Source organism: Streptomyces roseoviridis (assembly GCF_039535235.1).
GTDB classification, from domain to species: Bacteria; Actinomycetota; Actinomycetes; order Streptomycetales; family Streptomycetaceae; genus Streptomyces; species Streptomyces roseoviridis.
In genome coordinates, this window is sequence record NZ_BAAAWU010000001.1 from 2,513,494 (window position 1) to 2,529,663 (window position 16,170).

Consider the following 16,170-nt stretch of genomic DNA (forward strand, 5'->3'; position numbering starts at 1 on the left):
GGGCGCGGGGCGGGGCGGGGCGGGCGCGGGGCGCTCGCCGCGGATCAGCCTGCCGAGCAGCGGGGCAGGGACGCCGTGTCGCCCTTGCGGAGCTTCTCCAGCGACGCGGTGGCGTCGTCGATCGTGTCCACCTTGATCAGCGTGAGCCCGGCCGGCGTGTCGGAGGCGGCCGCGGCGCAGTTGGCGGCCGGCGTGAGGAAGTACTCGGCACCTGCCTTGCGCGCGCCGACCAGCTTCATCTCGATGCCGCCGATCGGGCCGACCTTGCCCTTGTCGTCGATGGTGCCGGTGCCGGCCACGAACCGGCCGTCGGTCAGCGAGCCGGGCGTGAGCTTGTCGAGGATGCCGAGCGCGAACATCAGTCCGGCGCTGGGGCCGCCGACGTCGGCGAGCTTGATGTCGATGGTGAACGGGAAGACGTGGTCGGTGCCGGCCTGGATGCCGACGATGGCCCGGTCGCCCTCCTGGGAGCTGGTGGTCCTGAGGACCACCTTCCGGGTCGTGGTGGCGTCCTTGTGGGCCTTCTCCGCGGCGGCCGCCACCTCGGCCGGGACGATCGTGAAGGTGACGTCCTGGCCCGGCTTGTGCTTGGTGACGAGCTTGGCCACGTCACCGGGCGCCTTGACGGCCACGCCGTCCACGGCCCGGATGACGTCGCCCGCGTGCAGCTTCCCCTCGGCCGGGGTGCCCTTGACGACGGTGGCGACGACGACCCGGGTGGTCACCGGGATGTCCAGCTCCTGGAGGGCGGCGACCTTGGCGCTCTCCTGCGACTGGGAGAACTCCTCGGCGTTCTCCTGGCTCGACTGCTCCTCGGTCTTGCCGTCCGGGTAGAGCGTGTCGTGGGGCACCACGACGCTGTCGTGGGCCAGCCAGCCGTAGACGGCCTCGACGGCGTTCATCTTGTAGTCCGCGCTGGTGACGCGAACGGTCGTCATGTTGAGGTGCCCCGACGTCGGGTACGTCCGACGTCCCGAGATCTGCAGGACCGGCTCTCCGCGCGCCTCACCGAGGGTGTTCACCGTGGGGCCGGGGCTCATCTCCGCGTACGGCACCGGGATGAGGACGCCGACGCAGAGCAGCGTGATCAGGACCAGGGTGGAGGCGAGCATCGTCGCAGTGCGGCGTGGCATGGAACGACAGTACGGGACCGGTCCGTGCGTGCACTCCCGGGGCGGGTCCGTACGGGGCTCAGCCGGTGGTCGTCGCCGGCGAGCCCTCGCGCTCGGACAGTGCCGGAGCGGAAGCGGAAGCGGAAGCGGAGGCCGGGTCGTGGACGGCGGGGGTGGTCGCGGAGGGGACGGGGACGCTGTGGGACCGCTCCATGGCGTCCCGGAAGCGGGCGTAGCCGGCGAGCTCGGCGACGTCGCCTATCGTCTTGTTCCTCTGAGCCCAGCTTCCCCATATCGCCGCGCCGACGACGGCGAAAAGCGGAATCAGCAACCAGGCGAGCGCAGCCATCCCGACCTCCCATCCCCAGTGGTCACCAGTGAGTCGATCAGCAGATTATTCGTCCGCGGGATCAACGCTCACGCGCGGGGGGCGGTTACGCAAATCGGGCCGCTCGACTACGCGTGGTCGGCGTGGCGCCTTGCGACGGTGTGGTCACGAGCCGTATCGGCCCGGCGGGTCGGCAGGCGCCGTCCCTCCCCCGGCGTTCCGCCGGGGCCCCGCTCTCGGGGCGAGGGTGTCAGCAGGCGCCGACCCACTCCTCGGTGCCGTCCGAGAAGGTCTGGTGCTTCCAGATCGGGACCTCGTGCTTGAGGTCGTCGATCAGCTGGCGGCACGCCTGGAAGGCCTCCGCGCGGTGGGGGCAGGAGACGGCGACGACCACGGCGATGTCACCCACACGGAGGTCACCCACCCGGTGGACGGCCGCCAGCGCGCGGACCGGGTGGTTCGCCACGACCTTCTCCGCGACGCGGCGCAGCTCCGCCTCGGCACTGGGGTGGCAGGAGTAGCCGAGGGCGTCGACGTCGGCGCCGCCGTCGTGGTTGCGGACCGTGCCGACGAACAGGGTCGTGGCCCCCGCGGCGTCGTCGCCGGCCGCGCGGAAGACCTCGTCGACGGACAGCGGGGTGTCACGGATCGCGAGGAGCTTGATCGGGTCGTCCGCGGCCCGCTCGCCCGGGTGGTCATGCGTGTCTGCCATGACTCCATCGTGCCGTACGGCACCGACGCCGCGGAATGGCGTTTTCGACCGGCAAGGGCGGACCCTCCGTAGGAGGGTCCTACAGGCCGCGCCGCTTGCGCATCTGGCGGACCAGCGCCGCCGTGCCCAGCAGCGCCACCGTGGCACCGGCCGCGCCCGCCGCCGTCGCGTCCTTGCGGCCGAGCCGGCGGCCCGCGACGGTGTGCCGGCCCTCGACCTCCTCCAGGAGCGCGGCGAGCACCTCCTCGTTGGTCCACCGGGGCCGCCAGCCGGCGTCGTGCAGCCGGCCCACGCTGACCACCCAGGGGTGCATGGTGTAGGCGAGGTCGCCCGCCGGGGACGGAGTGAGGCCGATCCGGTGCAGCCGGGCCGCCGCGCCGAGGGCGACGGCGGAGGGCAGCTCCATGCGCCGGATGCCGGACAGCTCCTCGACCTCCTCCTGTTCCAGCCACCCCTCGCAGCCCACCGCGAACTCGCCGTCGACCTTCTCGAGGGCCGCATACTCCAGGGCGCTGACCAGGTCCTCGACGTGGCAGAACTGCCAGGTGGGGCGCGATCCGGCGACGACCAGAAGCCGGGGCGACTCGAAGTAGCGGGTGAGGGCGGTGTCCGTGCCGCCCACCAGGACCGCCGGCCGGACGACCGTCACGTTGAGGCCGGGGTGGGCGCGGGGCGCGCGGCGGGCCAGGCGCTCGATCTCCAGGAGGTCGCCGACGCCGGTGGCCTCGGCGGTGGCGCGCAGCTCGGCGTCCTCGGAGAGCGGGATGTCGTTGTCGGGCAGCGCCCCGTAGACCATGGCGGAGGTGCACAGGACCACCCGGTGCACCCCGGCCGCGGCGGCGGCCGTGAGCACCGTCTGGGTGCCGCGCACGTTGTAGGCCGTGCGCGCGGCGGGGTCGGTCTCCAGGTCGAGGTCGACGGCGAGGTGCACGACGACGTCCGCGCCGCGGAGCTTCTCCGCGATGGCGGGGTCGCGCACGTCGAGGATGTGCCACCGCGCCTCGGGCACCTCGCCGCGGCGCTCGTCGATGGCGACGACCTGCCTGACCTCCTCGGACGCGGCCAGGCGCCGGGTCAGCAGGTCACCGACGCCGGACGCGGCACCGGTGACCGCGACGACGGGGCCGCGCGCGGCGGACCGGGTTGAGGGGTTTCGCGCTGCGCGAACCTGAGGATCTGGGGAACTCACCGGGCGTCTCCAGCGGTTGTCTTCAGTACGTACCCGAATGACGCGTACGTACCAGGTGGCGTCCATCCTGCCGCAGGGCAGGGCCTGGCGGAGCACCGAGCCCGTATCCGGTGCGGATGTCGGGGTCGGCGGCTGCCGTGGACCCGGCATGACCGGCGAGCCACCACCTACGCTGGTGGTGTGGAGTCGGGGAGGCGAGCCGAGCCGAGAGCCCGCCGCCGGCAGGAAGCCGGCGGCCTGACGAGCCGAGGAAACCTGTGAGTGACACCCCATTCGGATTCGGTCTTCCGCCGGAGGAGCCGGAGAACGGCGACGAGGGCAAGAAGAAGGACCCCGCCGGAGGTGGCCAGGGGTCCGGTGGCCAGGGCGACGGCCCGTTCGGTTTCGGCTTCCCGGGCATGAACATGGGCATGGGCGGGCCGGGCGGCGCGGACAATCCCTTCGCCGCGATGTTCGGTTCGATGAACCCCCAGGACCTCGGCGCGGCCTTCCAGCAGCTCGGCCAGATGCTCAGCTACGAGGGCGGGCCGGTCAACTGGGACATGGCCAAGCAGATCGCCCGCCAGGTCGTGGCCCAGGGCACGCCCGACGGCGCCAAGGACGAGAGCGTCGGCCCGGCCGAGAAGTCCGCCGTCCAGGAGGCGGTCCGGCTCGCCGACCTGTGGCTCGACCAGGTGACCTCGCTGCCCTCGGGCGCGGGCACGGCCGTCGCGTGGAGCCGCGCCGAGTGGGTCGAGGCGACGCTTCCGGCGTGGCAGCAGCTGGTCGACCCGGTCGCCGAGCGCGTCGGCGCGGCGATGGGCGACGTGCTGCCGGAGGAGATGCAGGCCATGGCGGGCCCGCTGATCGGCATGATGCGCTCCATGGGCGGCGCGATGTTCGGCCAGCAGATCGGCCAGGCCGTGGGCGTGCTGGCGGGCGAGGTCGTCGGCTCGACGGACGTCGGCCTTCCGCTGGGCCCGTCCGGCAAGGCGGCGCTGCTGCCGCTGAACGTGGCGGCCTTCGGCAAGGACCTCGGCGTGCCGTCGGACGAGGTCCGGCTGTACCTGGCGCTGCGCGAGGCCGCCCACCAGCGGCTGTTCGCGCACGTGCCGTGGCTGCGCTCGCATCTGTTCGGCGCGGTCGAGGGCTACGCCCGGGGCATCAAGGTCGACACCTCCAAGCTGGAGGAGGCGGTGGGCCGGCTGGACCCGGCGCAGCCCGAGCAGCTCCAGGAGGCGCTGCAGCAGGGCATGTTCCAGCCGGAGGACACGGCGGAGCAGAAGGCGGCCCTGGCCCGGCTGGAGACGGCGCTCGCGCTGGTCGAGGGCTGGGTGGACGCGGTGGTGCACGAGGCCGCGAAGTCCCGTCTGACGTCGGCGGACGCGCTGCGCGAGACACTGCGCCGGCGCCGGGCGACGGGCGGCCCCGCGGAGCAGACCTTCGCGACCCTGATCGGTCTCCAGCTGCGTCCGCGCCGGCTGCGGGACGCCGCCCGGCTGTGGGCCTCGCTCACGGACGCGCGCGGGGTGGACGGCCGGGACGGCCTGTGGGAGCACCCGGACATGCTGCCGACGGCCACGGACCTGGACGACCCGGACGGGTTCGTCCACCGTGAGCACCTGGACTTCTCCGAGCTCGACAAGATGCTGGGCGAGGCGGCCCGGGGCGGCTCGGAGGGCGACGGCGACCGCGGTGACGAAGGCAAGGACGACACGCAGAAGTGAGCCTGTACGACGACGCGGTCCTGGTGCTGAAGGAGTACGAGGACCAGCCGGAGCTGCGTGAGGTCTATCTCGAGCACCTGGCGGCCCACCCGGACGGCATGTACAAGCCCTGCGAGGCCGGTCACCTCACCAGCAGCGCGCTGGTGATCGACCCCTCGCGGGGGCAGGTGCTGCTGACGCTGCACAAGAAGCTGGGCATGTGGCTGCAGATGGGCGGGCACTGCGAGCCGGGTGACCCGACCCTTGAGGCGGCGGCCCTGCGCGAGGCCCGGGAGGAGTCGGGGATCGCGACGGGTCTGACGCTGCTGCCGGGCGGTCCGGTGCGCCTCGACCGGCATCCGATCCCGGCGCCCTGCCACTGGCACCTGGACGTGCAGTACGCGGCGCTGGCCCCGGCCGGTGCGGCGGCGGAGATCAGCGACGAGTCGCTGGACCTGCGCTGGTTCGGCTACGACGAGGTGGCGGGCGTGGCGGACACGTCGGTGGTCCGGCTCCTCGAAGGGACGCTGGCCCGGCTGGGCTGAGCGCGATCCCCGTACTCCCCTCCATGCGTAAGGGGCGGTCTCCGTGGAGACCGCCCCTTACGCATGGGACGCATGGGCCTTGTGGCGGTGGGGTTCTCAGTTCCAGGCGTTGTTCTGGTTCTGGGAGCGCGAGCCGTGCTGGCCGACGCCGAACTGGGCGGCGACGCCCTGCCCGAGGGCCGCGTGCTGCGGCGGCATGACCTCGCTCGGCTGGACCAGGGCGAAGCCCTGGCCGAGGAAGCTGAGCTCCCAGCCCTCGCCGGTGCTGCCGCGGCGGCGCATGACGCTGCTGTTGACCGTCTGGGCCTGCATCTGCACCCGCAGGCCGGTGGACCAGGCGACGATCGCGTCCGCGTCCACGCTGACGTACTTCTCCGGCGTGACCTGCATCATCAGCGGCTGGCCGGAGGTCATCAGGGCGACCTTGCCGCGGCCGGAGATGTTCAGCTGGTACTTGCCGGTGCCGGAGATGCCGTACTGGCTGTCCACGGCGATGACCTCGGTGTGCAGCGTGGAGTCGAGCGCCAGGACGTAGGAGCTGTCGACGGTCAGGCCCTCCTGCTCGACGTCCACGACGTGGATGTGCTGGGCGAGGTTGGCGAAGTAGACCGTGCCCTGGCCGGAGCAGCGCATCAGGTCGAGGCCCTCTCCGGTGCGGGCGCGGGCCCGCCGCTGGTTCGGCGTCTGGTACTCGCCGTCGAAGTCGACGAGGCCCTGGTAGGCGACCATCGCGCCCTTGCGGGCGAGGATGTCGTCGGAGCCGCCCAGGGTGACCCGCAGCAGCTGCGGGTTCTGGATGACGTAGCGCTCCTGGCTCTGCTGTTCCGCGTGGTTGAAAAGCGGGCTCTGCATGGTGTGTTCTCGCTCCCCCTCAGCCCCGGATCCGCAGGCGGTCGGTGCTGTCCTCGCTCGGCTGTACGACGACGATGCCCTGGCCCGCGAAGGCCATCTGGAAGGCCTCGCCGCTGCCCCGCCCGATGAGGGAGGAGGCCTTGAAGCTGCGCTTGCCCTTGACCTTCAGGTTCGGCGACCAGGCGACGAGCGCGTCCGGGTCGACGTAGGTCTCGTCCTCGCCCCGGCCGCAGTCGACGACGATCGGCGTGCCGCGGGAGGTGAGGGCGACCCAGCCGGTGCCCGCGATCTCGACGTTGAACAGGCCCTGGCCGGCGAACTTGGCGAGGCCCTTGACCCGCTCGACGCCCCACTGGAGGTGGGCGTCGAAGGCGAGCACATTGGTGCCGTTGACGGAGATCGAGTCGTTCTGGAGGTTGATCACGACGACGTCGGCGCCGTAGTCGGCGAGGTAGAGCAGTCCGTCGCCGGAGCACTTCATGACGGGCGCGCCTTCACCGGTGGCCCATGCCTGAGCGACCTGGCGGACGGCGGGCGGGTTGGGCTCGTAGCTGATGAAGCCCTCGTAGGCGACCATCGAGCCGGTGCGCGCGTACAGGTCCTGGCCGGTGGCCATGGCGACCTTCAGCATGGAGCGGCCGTGGTTCTCCATCCGGGCCGTGATCGGGGTCGGGGCGTAGCCCGCGAGTTGCTGGTTCATGTTCCGGGCTCCCTCTAGACCTCGTAGGGCTGGACGACGATGAAGTTGCCGGGGGCGCCCCGGAACTGGAGGTTGACGGTCTCTCCGCTGTGGCCCGGGTAGGCGTTGCGACGCAGCCTGACCTGGCTGGAGAGGATGACCTGGGAGGCGGCCGACCAGGCGACGACGGCGTTGCAGTCGGCGAAGGTGGTCGGCGTGACGGGCAGGACGACCGGGATGCCGTGGGTCTTCACGACGACGGTGCCGGTGCCCTGGAACTGCATGGTGAACAGGGCCCCGCCGGGGATGCCGTGGCCCTCGATGCGGCGGACCTCGTACTGCAGCGACTCGTCGAAGGCGAGCACGTTCTCGGCGGAGACGCAGATGGCGTCGCCCTGGAGCTCGATCGGGTGCAGATGGGCGCCGCCCTCGGCGAGGAACACCTGGCCGCGGCCGGAGCAGCGCATCAGCTCCATCTCCTGGCCGGTGGCGTTGCCGACGATCCGGCCGGTGAATCCGGCTCCCTTGTGGGCGAATTCGACCTTGCCCTGGTACATGACCATGGAGCCCTGCCGGGCGAGGACGGGCACGCCGCCCATGGCCAGGTCGACCCGCATGAGCTGCTGGTTCTGCGGGGTCCAGCGGGTGCCGGTCGGCGTCTCCTTGTACGGCGCGAGCGCGGCGGCGAGCCCGGCGCCGGTGGCGGGCGCGCCCTGGGGCACTCCCTGCGGCATTCCGGGCTGCTGCGGGACCTGGCCGAACTGCGGCTGCTGTCCGTACGGGCCCGGGGCCGGCTGGCCGTAGGGCGCGGGGGCGCCGGGCGGCGGGGTCTGGCCCGGCATCTGCCCGGGGACCTGGCCGAACTGCGGGGGCTGGGGCGGCTGCCCGTACGGGGCCGGAGCGACCGGGGTCGGAGCGGCCGGAGCCGGGGCCGGGGCCGGGGCCGCGAAGGGTGCGGCCATCGTCGGGGCCGCGTGCACCGGCGCGGGCGCGGGGGCCGGAGCCGGTGCGGGCGCCGGGGGCGCGGCGGGAGCGCCGAAGGCCGGGGGCGCCGCGGACTGCGGCGGCGGGGCGAAGCCGGGGGCGGCGGCCGGCGGCTGCTGCGCGGCGGGCTGCTCCTCGGCGACCTCGCCGCCGAAGTTCTTCAGCAGCGCCTCGAGACCGCCGTCGAAGCCCTGGCCGACGGCGGCGAACCGCCACACGTCCTTCAGGTAGAAGTCACCCAGCATCACGGCGCGCTCGGTGGAGAACTCCGCGCCGGTGAAGGCGTAGCGGGCGACCTCCTCGCCGCCCGCCACGATCCGGATCCAGCCCGGGCCGACCTGCGACATCTGCCCGGCGCCGTCGATCGTCGCCGTGAAGGACAGCTTGTGGATGTGCGCGGGGATGCGGTCCAGGGTGACGCGGAACGACTCGGTGTCACCGGCCTGCGCGCCCAGCAGCTGGATGGACTCCTCCGGCGACTTGGGCTGGTTGAAGAAGACGAAGTAGCGGTCGTCGGAGAGCCGCTCGTTCGCGTCCAGGCCGAAGCAGCTGATGTCGAAACTCAGCCCGGGCCCCGAGATCTGCACACCCACGTACAGATCGGTCCCCGCCGTGAGATCACTGATCTTGGCCTTGTGGCCGCGTTGGAATTCCCTGGCCATATGTGACGACCGTCCCCCATCCCGAAATACGAATGCGTCGCGCCAGGCTAACGGCTGCTCGTGACATCGGGGCACGTGCGTGCGCGTTCGGTACAGAACCGCAGCACGACGGCGTCACTCTCCGCGAGCGTGCGGAGGGTGCGGCAGCCGGGCGGCGGCCACCACGCCCTCCAGATAGCCGCGGGCCCGCTCGGTGCGCGGATAGGCCTCCAGGAGCCGCCAGAAGCGGGGACCGTGGCCGGGCACGAGCAGATGGGCGAGCTCGTGGCACAGGACGTAGTCGAGGACGTACTCGGGCATGCCCTGGAGCCGGTGGGAGAGCCTGATGCTGCCCTCGGACGGGGTGCAGGAGCCCCAGCGGGTGTTCTGGTTGGTGACCCAGCGCACGGAGGCGGGGCGGGCCCGGCCCTCGAAGTACTGATCCGAGAGGCGCTCCGCCCGCTCGGTCAGCTCCCGGTCGCCGAGGACGCTCCTGCTCTCCTGGGCCGCCAGCTTGTCCAGCATGACGTGGACCCAGCGCTGTTCCTCCGCCTCCGACATGCGGGCCGGGATGAGGACGATCGTCCGGTCGCCCTCGCGGTAGGCGGAGACCGTCCGGCTCCGGCGGGAGCTCCTGCGGACCTCGACCGCACTCGTCCCCGAACCGCGGGGCGGTCTGCTTGTCACGCTGCGCTGTGGGTCGGCCGGCACGGCCCCGACGTTACCCGCTGTCAGCGGGGGAAGTCCCGCACCATTCGAATGATTAATCCCTCGCCCTGTGGACAACTTTCCGCGGCGCTCGCGCCACGGAGGCAATCTGAGCTGCGGAAGGACCGGAAGAAAGATCGTTCTCGGGGGTGGGGTCGTGCATCCGATGGTGAAACCGGCGCTGCGGCGTGCCTGGCGGAATCTGCAATACGTGCAGTTCGGGGTGACGCCCGCGCACGCGGTGGTTCTGGGGCCGGTGGACACGACCACCGGCAGTCTGATCGGCCTGCTCGACGGGACCCGCGGGATGGAACTGCTGCGGGCTGAGGCGGCGGCCCTCGGCCTGGCCGAGGGCCGGCTCGAAGCGCTGATCGACCGGCTCGCCGATGCCGGGCTGATCGCCGACGCCTCGGTGCGGCCGCCCGGCGGACGAGCGGGCGGACCGCCGGACCGCGCGGAGGCGGAACTCGACCCGGTGCGCGCCGACCTGGCCTCCCTCTCGGTCGTGCACCGGGCCCCGGACGGGGCGGTGCGGACCCTGGCGGCCCGACGCGCCCTGCGGGTGCAGGTGCGCGGAGCGGGAAGGGTGGGCGCGGCGGTGGCGGCGCTCCTGTCGGCGGCGGGCGTCGGGCGGGTGGAGGTGCTGGACTCCGGGACCGTCGCCCCGTGGGAGGTCTCGCCCGCCGGGCTGCCGGCCGAGGCGGTCGGTGAGCGCCGGGCGGTCGCGGCGCGACGGCTGGTGCGGCGTGCGGCACCGGGCGGGCGGACGCCCGGCGAGGCGCGGGCCGCACCGGGTGACGGCGGCGGCGAGCCGGGACTCTCGCTCGTCGTGGTGACTCCTCGGGACGGCCTCGGCGCCTATGTGCCCGATCCGCTTCCGGCCGAGGCGTGGCTCGCCGCCGGCACGCCCCATCTGTACGCGGGCGTACTCGAAGCCACCGGTGTGGTGGGCCCGTTGGTGCTGCCGGGCGGGACGGCGTGCGCGGGGTGCATGCAGCGGGAGCGGGTCGACCGGGAGCCGGTCTGGCCGCGCCTTCCGGCACAGTGGCGCTCCGGCGCGGCGCATCCGCTGCCGGCCTGTGACGTGGGGCTCGCGACGGCGGTCGCGGGACTGGCCGCCGCGCACGCCCTGGCCTTCCTGGACGGGGATCTGCCGTCGAGCGTGGGAGCGCGCTGGGAGGTGTCGCTGCCTTTCCTCGAGTGGCGGACGGCGCGGGTGGCGGCCCATCCGGCGTGCCCGTGCGGGGCGCGTCCGGGACCGGAGGGGGAGCGCGTCTCGGCGGTCCGGAGCGCGCAGGACACAATGGCGGGGTAACGACTCCGCGCGACACGGCAGTCTGGGACCTGGAGGGCGTATGTCTGATCTTCCCCGGAAGGCGGTCACCCGGACCGCCAAACTGGCCGCGTTGCCGCTCGGCTTCGCCGGACGGGCCACCTGGGGCCTGGGAAAGCGGATCGGCGGGAAGTCCGCGGAGATCGTGACGCGGGAGCTCCAGCAGCGCACGGCGGAGCAGCTGTTCCGTGTGCTCGGGGAGTTGAAGGGCGGGGCGATGAAGTTCGGGCAGGCGCTGTCCGTCTTCGAGTCGGCGCTGCCCGAGGAGGTCGCCGGGCCCTACCGGGCGGCGCTCACCAAGCTCCAGGAGGCCGCGCCGCCGATGCCGACGCGGACCGTGCACGCGGTGCTGGCCGAGCGGCTGGGCGAGGAGTGGCGGGAGCTGTTCGAGGAGTTCGAGGACAAGCCGGCCGCGGCCGCCTCGATCGGGCAGGTGCACCGGGCGGTGTGGCACGACGGCCGTGAGGTCGCGGTGAAGGTGCAGTACCCGGGAGCGGGGGACGCCCTGCTGTCGGACCTGACGCAGCTGAGCCGGTTCGCCCGGCTGCTCGGCCCGCTGATCCCCGGCATGGACATCAAGCCGCTGATCACGGAGCTGCGGGACCGCGTCTCGGAGGAGCTGGACTACGGCTTGGAGGCGGCGGCCCAGCGGAGGCACGCGGAGGAGTTCGCGGACGATCCGGACGTGGTGGTGCCGGAGGTGGTGCACGAGTCGGATCAGGTCCTCGTGACGGAGTGGATGGACGGCGTCCCGCTGTCGGAGGTGATCGCGGACGGCACGCCCGAGCAGCGGGACCGGGCCGGACAGCTGCTCGCCCGCTTCCTGTTCTCCGGGCCCGCGCGCACCGGGCTGCTGCACGCGGATCCGCACCCGGGCAACTTCCGGCTGCTGCCCGGCCCCGAGGGCGAGGACGGCGGCACGGCGGCTTCCTGGCGGCTCGGGGTGCTGGACTTCGGCACGGTGGACCGGCTGCCCGGCGGTCTGCCGGAGACGATCGGCACCTGTCTGCGCATGACGCTGGACGGGCGGGCGGAGCGGGTCTACGAGCTGCTGTGCGCGGAGGGCTTCGTGAAGGAGTCCGTCGCGCTCGACCCGGACGAAGTCCTGGAGTACCTGCTGCCGATCATCGAGCCGGCCGAGGTGGACGCGTTCCGCTTCACCCGGGGCTGGTTGCGCGCCCAGGCCGCCCGGCTCGCCGATGTCCGCTCCCCCGCGCACCAGTTGGGACGCCGGCTCAATCTGCCGCCCTCGTATCTGCTGATACACCGTGTGACCTTGAGCACGATCGGGGTGCTGTGCCAGCTGGGCGCGACGGTCCGGCTGCGGGAGGAGCTGGAGGAGTGGCTTCCCGGCTTCGTGGAGGAGGACCCGGTCTGAGCGGGGCCGGTCACCACCAGGACGAGTCGAGGCGGCCCTCGATGGCCCTGAGGTTGGCGCGGGCGCAGTCCTCGCAGAAGTAGCGACGGGTGCCGTTCTCCACCGAGCAGGTCCAGGTCACGGGCAGTTCCGGGGCGGTCCTGCCGCAGCGGGCGCACACGTAGCGGGGCTCGGGGGCGGAGGCGTCGTTCACCTTGGTGACGATAACCCGCCGGCCCCCCGGTGGGCAGGCAACGCACCGCGGGGGCCGGTCCCTTCGGACCGGCCCCCGCGAGGATGGGGTCTGCCTGGCTCAGTGCATGACGGCCATGGCGAGCGCGCGGCGGGCGCGCATCGACACGCGCTCGGCGCGTCGCTGCATCCGCCGGGCGGCGACCAGGCGCACGGCCTGGCGTTCCGCCTCGGCTTCCCGCAGGCGGTCGCGCATATGAGCACGGGCCAGGGCTTCTGGGATGAGTTGCATTTCTCGGGTCCTGTTCTGGCGCGAGCGGTTCGCGCCGCTGATCGAAACGTCTGGGGTCGCGGAGCCGGAGGGCTCGTGGGCGGACGAGGTCATCGGGGCCTGCTTCTGGGGGTCGAGCGTGAGGGGGCGGTCAATGGTTCCGGTGCGCGTGGTCCGGGGGGTGGTCCCCCAGGTGATGGCGGTCATGCGGCGACCGGGTTCTTGCGCGGGCGGCCACGGGGCCGCTTGCGGGCCACGACCACGCCCTGGACGAAGAGCTCGCCGCCCCAGACGCCCCACGGCTCGCGGCGGTCCTTGGCGCCGGCGAGGCACGCCTCCATGAGCGGGCAGGTCCGGCAGAGCGACTTGGCGTACTCGACGTCGGCCGGGGACTCGGCGAAGAAGACCTCGGGGTCGTACGAGCGGCAGGGGACGGGCACACCGAGGTTCTCGATGGCGTCGTCGAGCGCGGTGAGGGTGGTGAGGGGGGTCAAGGCGGAGTCCTCCGTGAGGCCGGGCGGGGGGATCGTTTCGGAAGGCGGTACGGACGGGGCGTGCGCTTCGAGTTGCACGGGTTTTCTTCCTCGTCTGGTCGTTCCGGCCTGTTGGCCGGGGTTTCTGCTGGTACCGGGTTCTGCTGGTCCCGAGGCCCCCTCGCTCCGTCAGCCCCGTTCGGGGACAAACAGAAGGGCCGCGGATCCCTGATGGGGTTCCGCGGCCCTGAAGGCGCCGGCCTGATCGTCGATCAGGCTGGATCACTCCAGGGTTCGAGCCCACGGAAGGCCCACATCGTGTGGTGCTGCGTCGTCTGCTGAATGCCGGCACCGGTCGCCGCAAAGCCATAGGCAGCGGCCTCGGCCTTGCCCACCACTCCTGCTTCCAGTGCCTTGGTCGGTCGCTCATTGCGCTCCCGGCGCTCCATCGGGAGACCGGGCATGCCGAGGACGGGCAGGCCGGCGCCGGACAGACCACTGCCAAGGAGCACGGAGGAAGCGACGACGGAGGCGCCGAGCGAGCAGGCGGAGACGACCGAGCGATCGGTCATTTTGGCGGTGCTGGTCTTGATGTTCTTGACGGTGCTGATCACTGGAATCGCCTCCTCTCGGCGTCTCGGAGGGCTCGGGGTGAGCCGGACCCTCATGTTCATTTGGACAAGTACAGCACGAAGACAGGGCTTCGAAGAAGCCGCTGTTTCCGTGGTTAAGAACCTATGGGGCTTGACGGGGCGGGCGCAAACTATTTTTCCGACGAGTTTTCCTCACACCTCGTCGTCGCTTCCTCCGGGCACCTCACCTGCGCAGATGGCCAGAACGTCGGCGCCGAAGCGGTCCAGCTTGCGGGCGCCCACGCCGGAGATCGCGGCGAGCTCGCCGTCGGAGCCCGGCACCCGCTCGGCGATCGCCATGAGCGTCTTGTCGGTGAACACGCAGTAGGCGGGCTGGCCGAGCTCCCGGGCCTGCTCCGAGCGCCACTCGCGCAGCCGCTCGTACAGCCCCTCGTCCATGTCGGAGGGGCAGTCCTCGCAGCGCATCAGCTTCATCTCGCCGGCCTCGGTCAGCGTGGCGCCGCAGACCCGGCACTGCACCGGCCCGCGCCGCTTGCGGCGACCGCCGCTGCCGCGCTCGATGCCTCCGCCGCCGCCCGCCCCGGCCGCGCCGAGGGAGCCCGAGCCCGGCCGCAGCCCCTTGAGGAAGCGGGTCGGGCGGCGGGAGGCCCGCCCGCCCGGGGAACGCGAGAGCGCCCACGACAGGCTGAGGTGGACCCGGGCGCGGGTGACGCCCACGTACAGCAGACGGCGCTCCTCCTCGACCTGCTCGTCGGTCTTGGCGTAGGTGATCGGCATCATGCCCTCGGTGAGGCCGACCAGGAAGACGGCGTCCCACTCCAGGCCCTTGGCGGCGTGCAGCGAGGCGAGGGTGACGCCCTGCACGGTGGGGGCGTGCTGGGCGGCGGCCCGCTCGTCGAGCTCCGTCACCAGGTCGGCGAGGGTGGCGCCGGGCTTGGCACGGGCGAAGTCCTCGGCGAGCCGGACGAGCGCGGCCAGCGACTCCCAGCGGTCCCGGACGGCACCGGAACCGGACGGCGGCTCGCTGGTCCAGCCCTTGGTGGAGAGCACGGCCCGGACCTGGGCGGGCAGGTCCTCGGCGTCGTCGAGCAGCGCGTCGTTCCCCCCGGCGCGGGCGGCGCCGCGCAGGGCCACACCCGCCTCGCGGACCTCTTGGCGCTCGAAGAAGCGCTCGGCGCCGCGCAGCTGGTAGGGCACTCCCGCGTCGGCGAGGGCCTGCTCGTAGACCTCCGACTGGGCGTTGACCCGGTAGAGCACCGCGATCTCGCCGGCCGGGACGCCGGCGGCGATCAGGTCGCGGATGCGGCGGGCGGTGCCCTCGGCCTCGGCGGGCTCGTCCGCGTACTCGGTGTAGACGGGCTCGGGGCCGGGGTCGCGCTGGGAGATCAGCTCCAGGCGGTGTTCGGCGGCCCGGCCGCGGGCCTGGCTGAGCAGCCCGTTGGCCAGGTGGACGACCTGGGGGGTGGAGCGGTAGTCGCGGACCAGCTTGACCACGGTCGCGTCGGGGTGGCGGGTGCGGAAGTTCAGCAGGTGGTCGGGGGTGGCGCCGGTGAAGGAGTAGATGGTCTGGCTGGCGTCGCCGACCACGCACAGGTTGTCGCGGTCGCCGAGCCACAGGTCGAGAAGGCGCTGCTGGAGCGGGGAGACGTCCTGGTACTCGTCGACCACGAAGTGCTGGTACTGCCGGCGGATCTGGTCGGCGATGTCGTGCCGGTCCTGGAGGATGCCGACGGTGAGCAGCAGCACGTCCTCGAAGTCGATCACGTCGCGGTCGCGCTTGAGCTGCTCGTACATCGCGTAGATCTGACCGATCTCGGCGGGGTCGCGGGGAGCGTCGCGGACGGACTTGGCGACGGCGGCCGGATAGTCGGCGGGGACGGTCTGGGTGACCTTGGCCCACTCGATCTCGCTCGTGACGTCGCGCAGCTCGTTCCGGTCCAGGCGGATGCGGCAGCGGGCGGCGGCCTCGGCGACCAGCTGGATCTTCCGCTCCAGGAGCCGGGGCAGCTCGCCGCCGACGGCTTTCGGCCAGAAGTACTGGAGCTGGCGGAGGGCGGCGGAGTGGAACGTGCGGGCCTGGACGCCGCCCGCGCCGAGCTGCCGCAGCCGGCCGCGCATCTCGCCGGCGGCGCGGTTGGTGAACGTGACGGCCAGCACGCCGGCGGGCGGGAGTATGCCCGCGCGCACCCCGTAGGCGATGCGGTGGGTGATGGCCCGCGTCTTGCCCGTGCCGGCTCCGGCGAGGACGCACACCGGGCCGTGCAGGGCCAGGGCGACCTCCCGCTGCTCGGGGTCGAGCCCGTCGAGCACCGCGTCGGCCGACTCGGGGACCTGCGGGAAAAGAGGGGAGTCCGTTGCTGCTGTCACCCCGCCATGCTGCCAGGTTCCGCGGGGTCGGTGCGGCGGGTTGTCCACAGGGACGTGGCGCCGGTCATACGAACGCGGTTCCGGGAATGGCCGGCCGGGGGCGTACGTTCTCCTCCTCGGCATCACCCGCGAACTTGAGGAGCGCCTGG

General features: G+C 72.7%; 17 protein-coding genes. 4 read left to right on the forward strand and 13 right to left on the reverse strand.

Annotated elements, in window-relative coordinates; translation table 11 throughout:
* Positions 1–44: 44 nt before the first annotated feature.
* From ABD954_RS11115 to ABD954_RS11130, 4 genes are all read right to left on the reverse strand, one after another.
* A complete protein-coding gene (locus ABD954_RS11115) occupies positions 45–1,133 on the reverse strand; it encodes a YlbL family protein (RefSeq protein WP_345485757.1) in 1,089 nt (362 codons plus the stop codon).
* A 58-nt stretch (positions 1,134–1,191) separates the two neighbouring features.
* A complete protein-coding gene (locus tag ABD954_RS11120; protein ID WP_345492651.1) occupies positions 1,192–1,461 on the reverse strand; it encodes a death domain-containing protein in 270 nt (89 codons plus the stop codon).
* A gap of 229 nt (positions 1,462–1,690) precedes the next feature.
* A complete protein-coding gene (locus ABD954_RS11125) occupies positions 1,691–2,152 on the reverse strand; it encodes a molybdenum cofactor biosynthesis protein MoaE (protein WP_345485758.1) in 462 nt (153 codons plus the stop codon).
* 79 nt (positions 2,153–2,231) lie between these two features.
* On the reverse strand, positions 2,232–3,341 hold the full coding sequence (locus tag ABD954_RS11130; RefSeq protein WP_345485759.1) for an SDR family oxidoreductase: 1,110 nt from the start codon (positions 3,339–3,341) through the stop codon (positions 2,232–2,234).
* A 257-nt stretch (positions 3,342–3,598) separates the two neighbouring features.
* On the opposite strand from ABD954_RS11130, the gene ABD954_RS11135 reads away from it, so the two are divergent.
* Together ABD954_RS11135 and ABD954_RS11140 are read left to right on the forward strand one after the other, a co-directional pair.
* Positions 3,599–5,047, forward strand: a complete 1,449-nt coding sequence (locus ABD954_RS11135; RefSeq protein WP_345485760.1) for a zinc-dependent metalloprotease — start codon at positions 3,599–3,601, stop codon at positions 5,045–5,047.
* On the forward strand, positions 5,044–5,571 hold the full coding sequence (locus tag ABD954_RS11140; protein ID WP_345485761.1) for an NUDIX hydrolase: 528 nt from the start codon (positions 5,044–5,046) through the stop codon (positions 5,569–5,571). Before ABD954_RS11135 ends, ABD954_RS11140 begins: the two co-directional genes overlap by 4 nt.
* A 96-nt stretch (positions 5,572–5,667) precedes the next feature.
* On the opposite strand, the gene ABD954_RS11145 is transcribed toward ABD954_RS11140, so the two are convergent.
* From ABD954_RS11145 to ABD954_RS11160, 4 genes are all read right to left on the reverse strand, one after another.
* Positions 5,668–6,423 (reverse strand): AIM24 family protein, encoded by a 756-nt coding sequence (locus tag ABD954_RS11145; RefSeq protein ID WP_345485762.1) that lies wholly within the window; start codon positions 6,421–6,423, stop codon positions 5,668–5,670.
* A 19-nt stretch (positions 6,424–6,442) separates the two neighbouring features.
* On the reverse strand, positions 6,443–7,123 hold the full coding sequence (locus tag ABD954_RS11150) for an AIM24 family protein (RefSeq protein WP_345485763.1): 681 nt from the start codon (positions 7,121–7,123) through the stop codon (positions 6,443–6,445).
* A gap of 14 nt (positions 7,124–7,137) precedes the next feature.
* Complete coding sequence (locus ABD954_RS11155; RefSeq protein ID WP_345485764.1) at positions 7,138–8,748, reverse strand: TerD family protein; 1,611 nt, start codon at positions 8,746–8,748, stop codon at positions 7,138–7,140.
* A 114-nt stretch (positions 8,749–8,862) separates the two neighbouring features.
* Positions 8,863–9,438, reverse strand: a complete 576-nt coding sequence (locus tag ABD954_RS11160) for a M48 metallopeptidase family protein (protein ID WP_345485765.1) — start codon at positions 9,436–9,438, stop codon at positions 8,863–8,865.
* Positions 9,439–9,592: 154 nt separating this feature from the next.
* Here ABD954_RS11160 and ABD954_RS11165 point away from each other — a divergent pair, with 154 nt between their 5' ends.
* Both ABD954_RS11165 and ABD954_RS11170 read left to right on the forward strand, forming a co-directional pair.
* On the forward strand, positions 9,593–10,750 hold the full coding sequence (locus tag ABD954_RS11165; RefSeq protein ID WP_345485766.1) for a ThiF family adenylyltransferase: 1,158 nt from the start codon (positions 9,593–9,595) through the stop codon (positions 10,748–10,750).
* Between the two features lie 40 nt (positions 10,751–10,790).
* Positions 10,791–12,146: an ABC1 kinase family protein gene (locus tag ABD954_RS11170; protein ID WP_345485767.1), complete on the forward strand. Its 1,356-nt coding sequence runs from the start codon at positions 10,791–10,793 to the stop codon at positions 12,144–12,146.
* A 10-nt stretch (positions 12,147–12,156) separates the two neighbouring features.
* On the opposite strand, the gene ABD954_RS11175 is transcribed toward ABD954_RS11170, so the two are convergent.
* The 5 genes from ABD954_RS11175 to ABD954_RS11195 all read right to left on the reverse strand — a co-directional run bounded on the left by ABD954_RS11175 (position 12,157) and on the right by ABD954_RS11195 (position 16,021).
* Positions 12,157–12,339 carry a hypothetical protein gene (locus tag ABD954_RS11175; RefSeq protein WP_345485768.1) on the reverse strand — a complete coding sequence of 61 codons (183 nt, stop codon included), beginning with the start codon at positions 12,337–12,339 and terminating at the stop codon, positions 12,157–12,159.
* A 99-nt stretch (positions 12,340–12,438) separates the two neighbouring features.
* Positions 12,439–12,795 carry a hypothetical protein gene (locus ABD954_RS11180; protein WP_345485769.1) on the reverse strand — a complete coding sequence of 119 codons (357 nt, stop codon included), beginning with the start codon at positions 12,793–12,795 and terminating at the stop codon, positions 12,439–12,441.
* Positions 12,792–13,160, reverse strand: coding sequence for a WhiB family transcriptional regulator (locus ABD954_RS11185; protein ID WP_345485770.1), 369 nt, complete (start codon positions 13,158–13,160; stop codon positions 12,792–12,794). The genes ABD954_RS11180 and ABD954_RS11185 overlap by 4 nt, the downstream gene beginning before the upstream one ends.
* Before the next feature lie 173 nt (positions 13,161–13,333).
* Positions 13,334–13,675 (reverse strand): hypothetical protein, encoded by a 342-nt coding sequence (locus ABD954_RS11190; protein WP_382745871.1) that lies wholly within the window; start codon positions 13,673–13,675, stop codon positions 13,334–13,336.
* Positions 13,676–13,846: 171 nt separating this feature from the next.
* A complete protein-coding gene (locus ABD954_RS11195) occupies positions 13,847–16,021 on the reverse strand; it encodes an ATP-dependent DNA helicase UvrD2 (protein ID WP_345485771.1) in 2,175 nt (724 codons plus the stop codon).
* Between the last annotated feature and the right edge of the window lie 149 nt (positions 16,022–16,170).